The 16702-nt window shown below is 58.6% G+C and carries 11 protein-coding genes; 7 read left to right on the top strand and 4 right to left on the bottom strand.

The features are described 5' to 3' along the window. A partial coding sequence (locus ACM6I0_RS14940) for a beta strand repeat-containing protein (protein ID WP_414922695.1) occupies window positions 1–3716 on the top strand: 3716 nt, incomplete at its 5' end. 149 nt (window positions 3717–3865) lie between these two features. Further along, a complete protein-coding gene (locus tag ACM6I0_RS14935) occupies window positions 3866–4204 on the top strand; it encodes a tryptophan synthase subunit beta (RefSeq protein WP_090177231.1) in 339 nt (112 codons plus the stop codon). Between the two features lie 156 nt (window positions 4205–4360). On the opposite strand, the gene lapD is transcribed toward ACM6I0_RS14935, so the two are convergent. Further along, window positions 4361–6307, bottom strand: a complete 1947-nt coding sequence (lapD, locus tag ACM6I0_RS14930; protein ID WP_285432348.1) for a cyclic di-GMP receptor LapD — start codon at window positions 6305–6307, stop codon at window positions 4361–4363. A 14-nt stretch (window positions 6308–6321) separates the two neighbouring features. After that, window positions 6322–7014 (bottom strand): cysteine protease LapG, encoded by a 693-nt coding sequence (gene lapG, locus ACM6I0_RS14925; RefSeq protein WP_285432346.1) that lies wholly within the window; start codon window positions 7012–7014, stop codon window positions 6322–6324. Between the two features lie 220 nt (window positions 7015–7234). On the opposite strand from lapG, the gene ACM6I0_RS14920 reads away from it, so the two are divergent. The 5 genes from ACM6I0_RS14920 (at window position 7235) to ACM6I0_RS14900 (ending at window position 14317) form a co-directional block, all read left to right on the top strand. Continuing rightward, on the top strand, window positions 7235–7945 hold the full coding sequence (locus tag ACM6I0_RS14920; RefSeq protein ID WP_285432344.1) for a GntR family transcriptional regulator: 711 nt from the start codon (window positions 7235–7237) through the stop codon (window positions 7943–7945). Window positions 7946–8695: 750 nt separating this feature from the next. Further along, entirely contained in the window at window positions 8696–9472 is a 777-nt protein-coding gene (locus tag ACM6I0_RS14915; protein ID WP_414922694.1) for a DUF3050 domain-containing protein, read from the top strand. Beyond that, window positions 9469–10398, top strand: coding sequence for a diiron oxygenase (locus tag ACM6I0_RS14910; RefSeq protein ID WP_414922693.1), 930 nt, complete (start codon window positions 9469–9471; stop codon window positions 10396–10398). The genes ACM6I0_RS14915 and ACM6I0_RS14910 overlap by 4 nt, the downstream gene beginning before the upstream one ends. A gap of 13 nt (window positions 10399–10411) precedes the next feature. After that, window positions 10412–13822: an amino acid adenylation domain-containing protein gene (locus ACM6I0_RS14905; protein ID WP_414922692.1), complete on the top strand. Its 3411-nt coding sequence runs from the start codon at window positions 10412–10414 to the stop codon at window positions 13820–13822. Window positions 13823–13849: 27 nt separating this feature from the next. Then, window positions 13850–14317, top strand: coding sequence for an SRPBCC family protein (locus ACM6I0_RS14900; protein ID WP_285432337.1), 468 nt, complete (start codon window positions 13850–13852; stop codon window positions 14315–14317). Window positions 14318–14461: 144 nt separating this feature from the next. Here the strand turns inward: ACM6I0_RS14900 and ACM6I0_RS14895 are convergent, their stop codons facing one another. After that, a complete protein-coding gene (locus ACM6I0_RS14895) occupies window positions 14462–16342 on the bottom strand; it encodes a methyl-accepting chemotaxis protein (RefSeq protein WP_285432335.1) in 1881 nt (626 codons plus the stop codon). Window positions 16343–16451: 109 nt separating this feature from the next. Further along, a partial coding sequence (locus ACM6I0_RS14890) for a hypothetical protein (RefSeq protein ID WP_414922691.1) occupies window positions 16452–16702 on the bottom strand: 251 nt, incomplete at its 5' end.

The following is a 16702-nucleotide window of genomic DNA, read 5'->3' as shown; positions in this document are numbered from 1 at the left end:
AAACCGAAGTAAGCATCACCGGCAGCACCTCAGTGACTGAAGGCCAGACCGCCAGCTACACCGTCAGCCTGACCCACCCGGCGCAGACCGAAGTCACCCTGAAGATCACCTACAGCGGCACCGCGGCCGACGGTTCGGACTTCACCGGTGTGTACACCGTGAAAATTCCGGCCGGCGCCAGCACGGCGAATTTCAACGTCGCGACGCTGGACGACAGGATCACTGAAAGCACCGAAAACTTCGTGGTCAAGATCGACTCGGCCACCGGAGGCAACTTCGAGAACCTGGCGATCAGCGCAACCAATGGCAGCATCAGCACTGCAATCGTCGACAACGATGCGCCGCCGGTGCTCGACCTTGATGCCAACAATTCCAGTGGAGCCACCGGAGCCAATTACAACGTGACCTTCACCGAAGGCACCACCGGCCAGGGTGTGTCAATTGGCGACACCGACCTGAAAATCACCGACCCGGACAGCACCATGCTGACCGGCGCGACCATCGTGCTGACCAACCGTCAGCCGGGTGATGCGCTGAACCTGGGCAACAGCGTCAACGGCATCACCATCAATGCCAACAGCAAAGACGGCACCGTCACGCTGACGTTGTCCGGCAACGCGACGCTGGCCGACTACATGCAGCAGATCAAAAACATCAGCTTCACCAACAGCAGTGAAGACCCGAGCACCGTGCCGCGGATCATCACCGTGACGGTGACCGATGGCAGCAACTACTCCAACACCGCGACCACCACCGTCAACGTGGTGGCGGTGAACGATGCGCCGACCGCCGCACCGGTCAACGTCACCGGGACCGAAGACACTCCACTGATCCTCAGTTGGTCGACTTTCGGCGTCAGCGACGTCGACAGTCCAGCTGCCAGCCTCGGCGTGAAAATCACCGGCCTGCCGGGCGAAGGCAAGTTGCAGTACCTGAACGGTTCGACCTGGGCTGATGTCACTAACAACCAGACCCTGACCAAGGCGGACATCGACGCGGGTAAAGTACGCTTCCTGCCGGATGCCAACGAATCCGGTGCCAATGGTTATGGCGGCACGGGCATGGGCAACAATCTGGCGGACTACGCGCAGATCAAGTTCCAGCCAACCGACGGCTCGGCGCTGGGCGACACCGGCACGATCAAAATCGACATCACCCCTGTGGCCGACGCACCCTCCCTGAGCGTTGCGGACAACAGCGTCAAATCCACCGGGTTGATCAAAGAAGTCTGGACCGGCCTGTCGGGCCTCGGTACCGATGGCAGCGGCGCGTCTTCGGGCACGCTGAAAAGTGTCATTGATGGCGCGGGCACACCGAACTCCAGTGGCACGGTGACCAACGTGCAGTCCGACGGCAGCGTCGCGGCAGGCACGGCGTCGAAAACCTCCGGCCTGATCTACCTCGAAGCCGGCAAGACTTACACCTTTACCGGCACCGGCGATGACAGCCTGCTGGTGACCATCGGCGGCAAGAACGTCGCGGCCATCACGTGGGGCGCGGGCGGCAACCTGAACGGCTCGTTCACCCCGACCACCAGCGGTTACTACACGCTGGATATCTACCACCACAACCAGAGCGGCCCGGGTAACTATGACGTTAACCTGTCGGTCAACGGCGGTGCGGCAATCGACCTGAGCAGTGCCGGCGTGCCGCTGTACACCGGCGTGGCGGATCTGGCCGCTTCCGGCGTCACCGTCTCCGACCTGCACGGTACCAACGGTGAGGGTTACTACGACGGCTACAAACTCAATACTGGCGCCGAAGGCACCAGCGTTCACCTGACCGCGATCAAGACGGCCCTGACTGACACCGACGGCTCCGAAAGCCTGAGCGTGAAGATCAGCGGCATCCCGGCGGGCTCGGTCCTCACCGATAGCGCGGGCCACACGTTCACCGCTACTGCGACCTCCGGCGAAGCCAACGTCACCGGCTGGAACCTGGGCACCCTGACCGTGACACCGCCGTCGTACTACAACGGCCAGTTCAACCTGACGGTGACCTCGACCTCCACCGAGGTCCTGGGCGGTTCGGCGCTGAGCACGGCGACGATCCCGGTCACCGTCTACCCGGCGGTCTACAACGCGATCACCGCCACTGCCGCGAACGACACTGTCACCGGCACTGACGGCAACGACATCATCGTCGCCGACATCGGCGGCCTGACCGTGGTGCCGGGCACCAACTACAACATCGCGTTCATGGTCGACAGTTCGGGCAGCATGAGTTCGTCGTCGATCAGCGCCGCCAAGGACTCGCTGACCTCAGTGTTCAACACGCTCAAGCAAAGCATGGGCGGCAACTCGGGCACGGTGAACATCTTCCTGGTGGACTTCGATACCCAGGTCAACAAATCGGTGGCGGTCAACCTGAACGATCCGAATGCACTGACCCTGCTCAAGTCGGTGCTGGACTCGATGTCCTCCGGCGGCGGTACCAACTACGAGGACGTGTTCAAGACCACGGCCAACTGGTTCCAGAGTGCCGACGCGGTGGCCAACACCGGGGCGAAGAACCTGACCTACTTCATCACCGACGGCCAGCCGACCTATTACCAGAACGGCGAGCAGACCAACCCGACGCTGTTCGGCAACGTGAAGCTCGATGACGTGGTGAAAACCAGCAACTACAAGCCGGGCGATACGTTCTCCACGACCATCGACAGCACGCACATTCTGAACATCAACAGTTCAGGCACAGTGACGCTGCAAACCTACAATTCGTGGTGGGGCTGGAGCTCCAGCAACCTGGGCACCGTTCACGCACAAGGTGACGGCACCTACGAGCTGTCCAGCCTGGCGGGCAGCGGCAACAGCTCCAGCTCGAACACCACCGACAATGCCAATAGCAGCTTCGCGCTGCTAGGCAACCTTTCGAATGTCGAGGCCATCGGCCTGAACAAGGACGTCACCCTCTCCGACCTGAAACCGTACGACACAGACAAGACGCCGCAAACCAACATCGATCCCAAAGACTTGGCCAACTCGATCGTCGGTCACACCGAAGCGACGATGCCGGGCAACGACACCGTCAGCGGTGGCGACGGCAACGACATCCTGTTCGGCGACCTGGTGAGCTTCAACGGCGTTGCCGGCGAGGGTTACCAGGCGATGCAAGCGTTCGTAGCGCAGCAGACCGGTGTCGACGTCAGCAAAGTCACCACCAGCAACGTGCACCAGTTCATCACCGAGCACTACACCGCGTTCGATGTGTCGGGTGCCCATGACGGCAACGACACGCTGTTGGGCGGTGCGGGCAATGACATCCTCTTCGGCTCGGGCGGGAACGACGTGCTCGACGGCGGCAAGGGCAATGACATTTTGCTCGGTGGCTCGGGTAACGATTCGCTGATGGGTGGTCAGGGCAACGACATCCTGATTGGCGGTTCGGGTGCCGACACCTTCGTCTGGAAGGCTGGCGACACCGGGAACGATGTGATCAAGGACTTCAAGGCCAGCGAAGGTGACCGCATCGACCTGCGCGACTTGCTGCAAGGCGAAACCGGCAGCACCATCGACAACTTCCTGAAGATCACCACGGTGGATGGCGTTTCGTCGTTGCAAGTCAGTTCCGGCGGCAAATTCAACTCGGGCGATGCGGCAGCCGCGACGCCGGATGTGACGATCAAACTGGAAGGCAACAACTGGTCCAGTGCCAATATTCACTCGCTGATTGCCGGCAGTGACCCGACCATCAAAGTCGACCACAACAACAGCTGATCCAACGAAAAACGGCCGCCCTTATGGGGCGGCCGTCACGTTTGCGCCTTTCCCCCCGGTGACGATTTCGTCGCCGCACCGCATACTCGTGTTCCAGTTGGCCTATGCTGCTGACAGCATGACGCTGGTCCATTTCTGAGGGATGCTCAATGTTCTACGTGCAACGCGATGCGCAGGGTCAGTTAGTGCGCGTGGAAGCCGCGGCCTACGCCGAGGCCACGGAAACGCTGCCGGCTGATAATCACGAGATTCAGGCCTGGTACGCCAACGAGGTGATGGAAACCAGCCTCAAACAACTAAAACAGAGCGACCTGGAGATGATCCGGGTACTCGACGACTTGATCCAGGTGCTGACCAGCAAAGGCGTGATCCGCGTCACCGACCTGCCGGCCGCCGCGCAGGCCAAGCTGATGGACCGGACCCAGGCCCGTGAGGCGTTGGGTGGGTTGAGTCATTTGATTGATGATGAAGAGACGGGGCTTATCTGAGATCCCAGGCTCATTGGTGACTGCACTGACGCCATCGCGGGCAAGCCCGCTCCCACTGGATTTTGGGTTGGTCCGAATTTAGTGGCCAACACAGATCCACTGTGGGAGCGGGCTTGCCCGCGATGACGTACTAACTCACCACCTAGCTATAAAAATTTACTGCCAAGGCTTCGGCTCACCAAACAACTGCCCCTGAACCCCATACAGCCCCATTTCCCGAATCACCAACAACTCCCCTTCGGTCTCTACCCGTTCGGCAATCAATGGCAGATCAATGCTGTGCGCCGCGCGCTGAATCGCTTCGATGAACAAGCGCTTGTCACTCTCCTGATCAATTGCGCGGATGTAACTGCCATCGATCTTCAAGTACGCCAGGCCCAGCCGCGCCAGGTTGCCAATCATGCTGAAGCGCCCGCCAAAACGTTGCAGGCTCAATGAGAACCCAAGTTCACGCAGACGCCGCGTCAGATCTTCCAGCATCGCTTGCTCTGGCAGTTGCTCCTCGCCGATTTCCAGGGTCAGTCGCGGACCAAGATCGGAGTGAATACGTAAAATCTCGAAGATTTTGCTCAACGCCTGCGGGTCGGCCAACGTCGCCGAAGACAAGTTCAGCGCCAGCGACTGTTCATGCTCGGCCATTTGCTCAAGCACCAGCTCCAACATCAGCCGATCCAGCCGCGCAGTCCAGCCAAAACGCTCCAGCCACGGCAGGAAGCGTCCAGCGGGAATGGTCTGGCCCTCGGCGTCGATCAACCGCGACAACACCTTGTAATGCAGCACCAGTTGCGTGTCCTGGCTGGCCACCACTGGTTGGAAATACAATTGGAAACGGTGATGATTCAACGCCTGATCCAGCAAAGTGTGCCAGGCGTGATGGTCATCACCGACACTGGCCGAAGCACTGTGATCAAGACACGCCCAGCTCTGCTCACCTTGCCCTTCGGCTTGGGCCAATGCTTGATCTCCCAGGCTCAACACGGCTTGCGGCGAGTCGCCATGAACAAACGGGGCGAGCCCGATCGAGGCCACCGAAGCCACGTCGGTGGCGCCCGTCGCATGCAGGCTCGCCAAGGCGCTGTCGAGGTTCTGCGCCAGTTGCAGGGCTTCTTCGCGCACCAGACCTGGCGCCAGCACGGCAAATTCGCCACCACGGATTCGCGTGACAAGGTTCTGCGTTTCAGGGTACTTGGCGCACTCGCGGGACAGCTGCTCGCCCACCGCTTGCAACAATTGATCGGTGCGCTGACCACCCAGCCGCTGGTTCAAACCAGCCAGGTCCTTGACCCGCAACAGCAGCAGATAACCGGAACTTGCCTGCTCCGTGTTACTGACCCGGGCATTCAACTGCATCTCGAAATAACGCCGGTTGGCCAGGCCCGTGAGGTTGTCCTGATAGGACTCGACACGCAATTTTTCACTGCGTTCGGCCTGTTCCTGGAACAGCGCCTTGAGCTTCTCGACCATCTGGTTCATGGCTTGCACCACACGTCGCAACTCAGGCGTGCGTGGCAGCTCCGGCAGACTGAGGAATTCGCGGCGGGCGATGGCGTGGGATTGCTTGACCATGTAATCCAGCGGCTTGAGTTGTCGACGCAGCAGCAACGCACCCAATACCGCGCTCACAGCACCGCACATCAGCAACCAGCCGAGGCTGCCCAACGCGCTCTGCCACAGTTTGGCCAACGCGAACATCGGGTGGCTGACCACCTCGACCCGCGCCGCCTGTTCCCAGCCACGGCTGACAATCGCATCGCCACCGGCCGCCTCCAGGCCGATCATTTTGACGAACCAGTCCGGCACATTGTTGACCGCCGGAATGCCACTGCGCTCGACGATGGTTTTGTCGTTGGACAAATCGACCACACGGATGCTCGCGTAATAGCCGCTGTCGAAGATCGAACTGACCAACAACTCGACCATCGCCGGGTCATCGATGTTCGGCGTCAGGGACAACGCCAACGCCGTCGCAGCATCCTGGGCGTGGGAGCGCAACTGGTTGACGTATTGGGTACGCGAGCTTTCGAGGCTGACCATGAAGCTACCGGTGAAGGCGACCACCAGGAATAGACAGATAGCGATCAACAGCTGTTTGAACAAAGACATCTGAGCGCATGCTCCTAGTTAGTCGTCTCGACCGGGAAACCTTCGGCCTGCATTTTCTTCAGTACGTCCTGCCAACGAGACAGGCGTTTCGTATCACCGACCTTTTTGTTGCCCTTGGCACCAGGCAGCCACAATCCTTCGGCATTGAAAGAGTAGACCGGCAGCAAATCGGTTCGCTGGTTGGCCGGCTTGATCGCGTCAATCAAGCTGTCGAGCACCAGCGGCATGGCTTCGGGGCTCGAGTAATAGGTCAATACCATGTGCGCCCGGTTCAAGCGCAACGCCTTGACGTAGGTGATGCGCAGCTTGTCGCTGGACACACCGAGATGGCGCAGGCTGAAATACTTGGCAATGGCGTAGTCTTCGCAGTCGCCGGCGCCTTTCCACAAGGCTTCGATGGGAGTTTCCCAATAATCGACCTGGTGCCACAGATCGATGTCCTCAACGTAACGCACCTGTTTATTGAAGAACTGGTTGACCACGTTGAGCTGCTCCAGCTCATTGACCTGCTTTTGCGTCGCCAGCAAATGCTGCCAGGCGTCAATGCGCTGCTGACCTTCGCCCAAGGGCCCGTACAATGCCTGCGCGCGACGGCTGATCAGCGAAAAATCCCAGTCGGCATGCAAACCGCCCAGCATGACGCCGGCCAGCAGCAAGGCGCAGCACAGCCAGCGCAAGGTCCGAGGGATCGCGAAATGTACCGCCAATGCGAGGCATCCAGATCAGGCAGATGGAATTCGTTTGATGGTGAAGGTTAGCCCGGTAAAAGACAATGGCACGGTGCAATCACTGGTGACGCGCTAAACTTTGAATGGCGAATGACATAATAAGTGGCAGGCTACGATCCCCGGATCGTTTGACAACCTGACAAGCAGTCACTAGTGTCCATTTGGATCCAAATATTTCAGTCAAACAGGGTGCGTAGTAGTGACACAGAAGCCCAACCCGCTCAGCAGTATCAAGGTCAACGGGCCGATTCCCGCTCACCTGGCACGCTCGGTGATCGAAGAAACCCTGCGTTCGGCCATTCTCGACGGTCGCATTCCGTGCGGTACTGCGTTGCGCCAGCAAGACCTGGCCGACCTGTTCGGCGTCAGCCGCATGCCGGTGCGTGAAGCCTTGCGCCAACTCGAAGCCCAATCGTTGCTCAATGTCATCGCGCATAAAGGTGCCGTCGTCGCGCCGCTGGTTCAGGGTGACGCCGTCGAGACTTATGCGTTGCGGATTCTGTTGGAATCCGAAGCCCTGCGGTTGTCGATTCCCTTACTCGACGCCAAGGATTTCGAAGAGGCTGCGCGTTATATCGATAGCCTCGAGACAGAAAATGACTACACCGAAATCGGTCGGCTCAATCGCCTCTTCCACATGGCGCTTTACAGCAAGGCGCCTAACCGCCGTCTGTTGAGACTGGTCGAAGACGGTTTGAACGAGGAAGAGCGTTTCCTGCGCTTTAACCTGGAAGCCATGGGCCTGGGCAAACTGTCCCAGGAAGATCACCGAGCGCTGTTATCGGCCGTCGAAAATCGTGACATCGACCGCGCGGTAAAGCTGCTCGAACATCACCTCAATCGCGGTGTGGAGGTCATCACGCGTTACCTCAACAGCCCCGAGGCGCAGAGCAGGAAAACCAACCGCTAATCGCAGCGGTCAATGAAACGGGTGGCATCCCGGCCCTTGTTTCATTGACCGCCATTCAACCTGATGAATCCGCGACAAATCCTCTTACACATCCTCCGGCGTCCTGCCGAACCGCTTTAACGACCGCACTTCCCGTGGCCAAGGCCCTTTCGCCGAACGACTTCCCCCCGCCCCATTCATTGCACCGGTTTATGACAACCCGGTGATAGCGGCTGCCTTGATTTACGCTCACTCTTGGGCTGCCAATAAATAAAGAACGGGCGACGCTCCGCATCCCGCGAAGCAGTCCCCGCACCAAGAACCTACGGAAGGAGTCTTGTCACGGGAAAGGAAGAACCGGCGTTAATCCCAGCCAACTTCCACCCCCCTACATCATCTAAACGACACCTTTAGAAAGTTGCTTCGAGTGAGGCATTCACTCTTTACCTGAATTTTGATTGTTATTAGTCGAAAGGAGCAACTACGCCCAAATAAAACAACTAACAAATGTTTTATCGGGGCTTATCGCGCGCAAGAAACTATAACTTTCAAATAATATAAAAATAACTTGCCGGGAACTTTATTCCTGTATTAGTTTTTCTCCGCCGCCTCTGAATACGGTGGTTCAAAGCCGCTACCTGGCGCTCTACGTTCAACGCAAACTCATCAATTAATTTGAGGCATTCGCTCGCCAACAGAAAACGTCAAACGACTTTCACTTATTGATCTACGCGCCCATATCGGCATTTCAAATCACCTATAGGTTCGCTCATGAAAACGCATAAAGAACGTCTAAACCAAAAGAAAGCAGAACTTAGTGCGCACCCGATTTTCTCTGAAATACATTCACTGTCGGTACTTCAACGTTTCATGGAAACCCATGTCTTTGCAGTGTGGGATTTCATGTCGCTGACCAAACGTCTGCAACAGGAATTGACCTGCGTTCAACTGCCCTGGTTGCCGCCGCGAGACCCGCAGGCTGCGCGCCTGATCAATGAGATTGTGCTCGGTGAAGAGTCCGACGATCGTCCGGCCCAAGGTCATTACAGCCATTTCGAGTTGTACCTGGATGCAATGCGCGAAGTCGGTGCCAGCACGGTCGCGGTCGAACGGTTTGTGGCGTTGCAACAAGAAGGTGTGAGTTACGACGTGGCGTTGCAAAGCGTTGATGTTGATCCGGCGGCTGCGCAGTTCGTGCGCCACACCTTGCACACCGCGCTGCATGCCCCGGGGCATAGCGTGGCGGCCGCGTTTCTGCACGGTCGTGAGAGTGTCATTCCGCAAATGTTCCAGCGGATTCTGGATGACTGGGGCATCGGCATCGAACAAGCGCCGACCTTCCGTTACTACCTGGAACGGCACATCGAGGTCGATTCCGAAGACCACGGCCCTGCCGCGGAAAAACTGCTGGCACGACTGGTCGATGGTGATCCGCAACGCGAAGCCGATGTCTACGCCAGCGCGATTGCCGCCGTAGAGAGCCGCATCGCCCTGTGGGACGGCTTACGCCAGAGCATGAACGAACCGGTTGCCGAGGTGAACGCATGAACGCCGCCGACTACCAATCCTTCGCCGACGCCTGGGAGAGCCGCGCGACCATCCGCACCCGCCCCCGGCGCGTGCTGGAGAACGATAACAAATTGATCTATCCCTTGAGTCGCCAACCGCTGGTGCTGAGCGAAACCTTCCTGCGCGAATGCCCGGAGCAACGCGACTTCGCACTGGTGCAGACGCTCTACAAATTCATCAACGACGTGGTGATTTTCGAGACCGAGATCGTCGACAAGACCGCGCGCAGCATCGCCAAGAACCGCTTCGCCGTAACGTTCCCGTTCGCCTGTCGCTATGACGCCATGACCGTGGTGGTGGACGAGGATTACCACGCGCTCGTGGCCATGGACTTCATGCAACAGACCGTCGCCATGACCGGCATCACGCCGATCGAGCTGCCGGATGAAATCGAATTGAGCCGAGCCATACCGGCGGCCGTGGCCCTCGCACCGGAGCACCTGCGCAGTGCCGTTGAACTGATTTGCGTGGCCATCGCCGAGAACACCGTGACCGGCGATGTCGCGGCGTTCGCCAAGGACGACACGGTCAAGCAATCGATCAAAGGCCTGATGGCCGACCACTTGCTCGACGAAGGTCGCCACTCCGGATTCTGGTCGCGGATGGTGCGCATCTACTGGCACACCGCGAGCGAAGACGACCGCCAACGTATCGCGCAGATTCTGCCGGTGTTCATCGCGCATTACCTGACCAACGACATCCAGAAATCCTTCGATTTTCGTCTGATCGACTCCTTGCAGATCAGCGATGCCACGCGTCGTGCACTCAAGAGCGAAGTCTCGGGGCTGGCCTTCCCGATCAATCGCCATCACCCGCTGGTCGCCAACATCGTGCGGTTTTTCCGCAGCAGTTCGCTGCTCGATTCGCCGTGCGTCCAAGACGCCCTCAGCGACTACCTGGTTTAACGAGGAGAACATCATGAGACGTCTCGACATTCTGCTCATTGGGCAAAGCCAGGCCTTGACCGACCTGGCGCTGGAACTTGAACAACAGGGTCATTTGCTGGTCCGGCGTGAGGCGTTCGAAGAGGCGCCGCCATTTGATTTGCTGATCGACGATGCCAGCCAGGCGTTTTCAGTCTTGAGCGATGCGCCCCGCCTCAGCCTGCAACTGGGTGTCGGCAAGCCAGGCGTCACTGGGCTCGCGCCGATGGACTTGCTGTGCATGCACGCAGGCAGGCTGTTCACTCGTGTGCCGATTGCCGATGAGCCGTCGGGAAACGGCCAGGCATTGCGCCTCAGAGCAGTGGCGGAACTGGTGGATCATGCGGGGCTGCTGGTTAGTCGGTTCTCCCGGGACGCAGAGTATTTTCTGCTGGCCGAACCGGTCGCCGCCCCTCACTACGAGCGTGTGGAAAACCTGCTGTTTCTAGAGCACCTGGCCTTCGTCCATCAATTCAACAACACCGCTCAACCCGGGCTGCTGCAACTCGCCCGGATCCCGATGATCGAGCGCCTCGAGCAACGCTTCGTCGAGTCACCCGAACGACCTGCACTGAACATCGCCGGCACGTCCTTGAACTATCGGCAATTGCACGCCCACAGTCGCGCGATCCAGCAGCGATTGCTGCCGTTGCTCACTCAACATCAAGGGCCGTTGGTCATCGGGATTTGCCTGCCCAAATGCACAGCGTTGTATGCGGGGATTCTGGCGATTCTGGGCAGCGGTGCGGTGTATTTGCCGTTGGAGCCAAGCCATCCACTGCAACGTCAGCAGTACATTCTTTCAAACGCCGGGGCCGTGTTGTTGCTGCACGACGGCCAACATCCACTGGCCGATGAAATGCCAGCGCTGGACATCAGCCAAATCGAAGCTGATGACGTCGATCTCGGCCAATCCTTGATGCGCCAGCGACCTGATCTCGATGCACCGTGCATGGCGCTTTATACGTCGGGCACCACCGGACATCCCAAAGGCGTGTTGCTCAGCCAGGCCAACCTCGCGCACTTCACCGCGTGGTACGCCGACTATGTGCAACTGACTGAACAAAGCCGGGCGCTGCAGTTTTCATCGCTGAGTTTCGACTCGTCGCTGATCGATATTTTCCCGACCTTGCTTCAGGGCGCCGAACTGATCGTGCCCAGCGATGATCAGCGCCGCGATCCCTTGCAACTGGTTGAACTGATCCGTCATCAACAGCTGAGCCATGCGTTCCTGCCGCCGGCACTGCTGAGCATTCTGCCGCTGGAGCAGCTGCAGGTCCTGGATCATGTGATGACCGGTGGCGATGTCTGCGAGCCCTATGTCATCGAGCAACTCACCCGCCAGGGCAACCTCTACAACCTCTATGGTCCGACCGAAGCGACGGTGCTGATCACGGCTCGACAGCTGCGCAATGGCGACAGCAACCGCACTCTTGGCGCACCGATTGCCAACAGTCAGGTGCTGATTCTGGATGAGGGTTTGCAACCCGTGACCGAGCAGACTGTCGGCGAGTTGTACATCGTCGGGCCGGGGGTTTGTCTGGGTTACCTGAACAACCCGCAGCAGACCGCCGAGCGCTATCTGAACCTGACCCTGCCCCACGGCCAGACCCTGCGCGCCTACCGTACCGGCGACATGGCGAAGTGGACCCCTGACGGCATCGAGCTGTGTGGACGACGGGACAACCAGGTAAAGATTCGCGGCTTTCGGGTCGAGCCGGAGGAGATCGAGCGTTGCCTGCGCGACAGTCAGTTGTACCGCCAAGTGGCTGTGGTCATCGACAGCCAGCGGCGCATTCTGGCGTTCCTGGCGCAGCCACAGGAGGAGCAACCCGGCGCTGCTCGCGAAGCCTTGAGGGCTCACGCGATGCAGTTTTTGCCAGACTACATGCAGCCCGGCGCCTGGACCGAACTGACCAGCATGCCGTTCGCCAGCAATGGCAAGGTCGATCGTAAGGCGCTACTGACCCTGCCGGTGAATGTTTGCGAAAACACGGTGCGACGCCTCCCGGCCAGCGCCGATGAAGCACTCTTGCTTGAGATTTGGGCCGAGTTGCTGGAGCTGCCACCCAGCGATATTTCGACCGACGAAAGCTTCTTCAATCTGGGAGGCCACTCGATTCTGTTGTCGCGGATGCTGCTGCGATTGCGTGAGGAATTCGGTCGCAGTATCTCGATCAACCGCTTTATCGAATTACCGACCATTGCGAAACTGGCAACCCTGGTCCGTGGCTCAGGCACCGAGGAAGTGCTGAGTGCGCAGGCGCTGGCAGATGCCTTCCGTGAGCTGGATATTCAGCCGCTGCCAATCAGCCGCATGGGCGATGTGCACAAGGTGATCGTCACGGGTGCCAACAGCTTTGTCGGCGTGCATATCGTCGAGGCGTTGTTGGCGTGGGGCGTCAGTGAAGTGGCGTGTCTGGTGCGTGATGGCGACGGGCAATCGGCAGCTGAACGTTTCGCTCATGCGTTGCGCGAAAACCGTCTGGAGCATCTGGACCTGAGTCGGGTACAGGTTCATGCGGCGGACATTACGCGTCCGTCACTGGGGCTCGCACCGGCCATTTACGAGCGTTTGGATCGGGAGTTCGGCGCGTTGGTGCACAACGCCGCCAACGTCAATCACGTGCTCGATTACGAGTCGCTGGCGCGAGATAACGTTGAGCCGATTTTCGAGTGCCTGCGCCTATGTGAAGGGCGCAGCAAGAAGATCTTCAACTTCGTCTCCACGCTGTCGGCCTCGAGCACGATTGCCGACGATGGTCGGGTTTTGGAATTGCCCGCCGCACAGACCCCGCCGATCTACATCAAGAACGGCTACAACCTGTCGAAATGGGTCGGTGAGCGAATCCTTGAACGAGCGCGCGAGCGCGGGGTGCGGGTCAATCTTTACCGTCCGGGAAACATCAGTTTCAACAGCCTCACCGGCGTTTGTCAGCCGCACAAAAACCGCTTGATGCTGATGCTCAAGGGATCGATTCAACTCGGTCAGGTGCCGGAGTTCGCGCTGAATTTCGACCTGATGCCGGTGGACTTTCTGGCCCGGTTCATCGCCTTCCATGCCAGCCGCTATCAGCCCGAAAAAGCCGTGTTCAACCTGCATAACCCCGAGCCTCTGAGCTGGGACGACTACGTTGCGTCATTCCGTGACGCCGGCCGGGAATTCGCCATGGTTAGTGTCGCTGACTGGCAGCAGCAACTCGGTCGGGTCGACAGCGACAACGCGCTGTTCGGCGTGCTCGGGTTCTACCTCAACGGCTTCGAGGAAGACATCGGCGACATCTCGATGATCGGCCACGACAACGCCCAGGCTGGCGTTCGGCAGATGGGCGCGCATTACCCGGAAAAATCCCCGGCGTTGCTGCGCCGTGGCTGCGACTACCTCAAAGAAATCAACTTCATCTGATTCATTAAAACCCAATGGAGCAAGACCATGAGCACTCTGCAACCCGATACCCTGATCAAAAACCCTCACGGCTGCCACGTCGTATCTTCTGTGGAGGTACCGACGGATGCCGCACAAGCCTGGGCGGTGGTCGGTAACTTTGCCGGCTTCGACAAATTCATTCCGGCGCTCTCGCATATCGAGATGACGGGAGAAGGCGTGTCGTCGCTGCGCAAGAAATTTTTCAAGGACGGCAACCTGGTGGTCGAGCAGCTGAATTCGCGCGATGACCAAGCGCTGAGCATGACGTGGACCACGATCTACAACACGTTGGGCGTGGCCAATTTGTGGGCGGCGATGAGTGTAGAACCGCTGGGTGCGGGCAAGTCGCGGGCGACCTGGACGATCATTGCCGAACCGGCGCAGGGCGGCGCCGAGGCTTTGCCGGGATTCAAGGATTTTGTGCAGGGGTTTGCCGATGACGCGATGAATAATGTGTTGAAGCTATTTGCGTAGGGCTTTCGTTTGGCGGTGATTGAACTACCGCCATCGCAGGCAATCCCGCTCCCACATTTAGACCGCATTTCATTTGAGGAAACGCGATCAACCTGTAGGAGCGGGCTTGCCCGCGATGAACGATAACTCGGCGGGCCTGAACTGTTAGATCTTGAAGCTATCCACCAACTGCTTCAACCGGTTCGCCTGCAACGACAATGCATCGCAATCCTTCAATGTTTCATTGAGGTTCGCCACGCTCTGCTGGTTCAGCAGGTTGATCTGATTAACGTCAACGTTGAGGGTTTCCACTACTGCCGTCTGTTCTTCGGTCGCGGCTGCTACCGACTGGTTCATCCCGTCGATTTCGCCTATGCGCTGGGTAACACTCACCAGTCGCAGGCCGGCCTGATTCGCCACCTCGACAGTCTCTTCGCTGGAGACCTGGCTCGCATTCATGGTCGTCACCGCTTCGCGGGAACCGATCTGCAGCGAGGTGATCATCTTGTGGATCTCTTCCGCCGATTCCTGCGTGCGATGTGCCAGGTTGCGCACTTCGTCCGCCACCACCGCAAAACCGCGACCGGCTTCACCCGCTCGGGCTGCTTCGATGGCCGCGTTGAGTGCCAGCAAATTGGTCTGCTGGGAGATGCCTTTGATCACATCCAGAATGTGCCCGATGTTATCGGTGCTGGCATTCAGGGTTTCGATCTGGGTGCAGGACAGGCTGATTTTCTGCGACAGCTCGGTCATGGCCAGAATGGTTTTTTCCACCACCTGACGACCGTCATCGGCCTGCTCGCTTGCGCCGCTGGCGTGCTGCGAAGCGTCCGCGGCGTTACGGGCAATTTCCTGAGTAGCGGCGCCTAACTGATTAATTGCGGCGGCCACGCTGTTGGTGCGGGCACTTTGCTCATCGGAGCCGACGATTGAGGCGTTGGACGATGCCATTACACGCTGGGACAGGTCATGAACCTGACGAGTCGCCGAGGACACTTCGGAAATCGAGGCGTGAATCCTCTCTACGAACTGATTGAAAGAACTGCCCAATTCACCGAACTCATCTTTGCTTTCCACGGACAGACGACGGGTCAAGTCGCCCTCGCCCTGGGCGATGTCCTGCATCGCGCGGCTCATGGTAGTCAACGGACGCATCAGCACATTGATCAGCAGGCTCAGGAGCACTGCAATAACGCTGACGGCGATAAACATCGCGATCAAGGCGGAGGTGCGGAATTGACTCAGCGGTGCGTAGGCCTTGTCCTTATCGATCGACAGACCGATGTACCACTCGGCATTTGGCAAACCGCTGACCGGCGTGAACGAGAGGATTCGGTCCTGCTTGTTCAGAGTGACTTCCTGATTGCCCTTCTCGATGCGCACACCGGCGTTCGAATAGATGTCCTTCAGGTTTTTCATCACCTGGTCTTTGTCCGGGCTGACGATGACCTGTCCGTCGGCGCTGACCAGGAACGCATGACCGATACCACCGAAGTCCACCGAATTGATGATCTTCACCAGGGTTTCCAGGCTCAGGTCACCACCGACCACGCCGAGCAATTCTCCATTCTTCTTCACCGGCATGGCGATGGTGACCACCAGGCCGCCAACAGCTGCCATATAGGGCGGAGTCAACATGGTCTTGTCGGCAGCTACAGCTTGTTTATACCAAGGACGCTGACGCGGATCGTAACCGTCCGGCATCTTCGCATCGGGGCGCTGAGTGAATACACCATTGGCCTGGCCAACGTAGGTGAACTGGAAGTTGGAAGTGAAAGCCGGTTGATCGACCAGACCCGGAAGGTCGGCGTTGGCGCCTTGATGAGCAACGTTTTGCGCGAGGTTTTCCAAGACCAGCACACGCCCACTCATCCAGTTCTGCACGCTGCTGGCAGTCAGGTCGCCGGCTTGCTGGACGGACGATTCGAGGTTCTGCCGGATCGTGTTTCGCTGCAGATAGTCGTTGTACAAAGTGAACAACGCAAACGCCAGCACCACGACGCCAGAAGCGGCCAGAAGGATTTTATGGCTGAATTTGAGATTCATTTCATGGGACTTCTATGCAAAAAGTGGGGATGCGTTCCAGGTGCAACATTCCATGTAACAGCGCAGACGGCGCCTTTCGACCGCTCTACTTTGGTGCGCGCATGTCTCATCAGTCTTTCGGCACAGAACCGGGAATACTTAGCTGTATGAAACAAATGACCAGTATTCCCGCCGAACGGCGTGCTAGAGCACCGCAGGCGTAACCGCTGGCATTTGAAGGGGTCGAGGACAGTTCTGGTGCCACAAGGTGTTGGCTCGCAGAGTTCCTGAGTGTGGAAAGGGTAGGCGGGGTCAGCGTTTTTATGGACGCCAGAAAGACAAAACCCCTGTCTGCGTTAGCAAACAGGGGTTTTGGAATTG

The organism is Pseudomonas sp. IT-P294 (assembly GCF_949767865.1).
Classification (GTDB): domain Bacteria; phylum Pseudomonadota; class Gammaproteobacteria; order Pseudomonadales; family Pseudomonadaceae; genus Aquipseudomonas.
This window is presented reverse-complemented; position numbering and strand designations above follow the sequence as displayed.

Coding starts and splice junctions, on each gene's coding strand:
- ACM6I0_RS14935 (WP_090177231.1), top strand. CDS start 3,866: ATGTTCTACGTGCAACGCGATGCGCAGGGTCAGTTAGTGCGCGTGGAA.
- lapD (WP_285432348.1), bottom strand. CDS start 6,307: ATGTCTTTGTTCAAACAGCTGTTGATCGCTATCTGTCTATTCCTGGTG.
- ACM6I0_RS14915 (WP_414922694.1), top strand. CDS start 8,696: ATGAAAACGCATAAAGAACGTCTAAACCAAAAGAAAGCAGAACTTAGT.
- ACM6I0_RS14910 (WP_414922693.1), top strand. CDS start 9,469: ATGAACGCCGCCGACTACCAATCCTTCGCCGACGCCTGGGAGAGCCGC.
- ACM6I0_RS14905 (WP_414922692.1), top strand. CDS start 10,412: ATGAGACGTCTCGACATTCTGCTCATTGGGCAAAGCCAGGCCTTGACC.
- ACM6I0_RS14900 (WP_285432337.1), top strand. CDS start 13,850: ATGAGCACTCTGCAACCCGATACCCTGATCAAAAACCCTCACGGCTGC.
- ACM6I0_RS14895 (WP_285432335.1), bottom strand. CDS start 16,342: ATGAATCTCAAATTCAGCCATAAAATCCTTCTGGCCGCTTCTGGCGTC.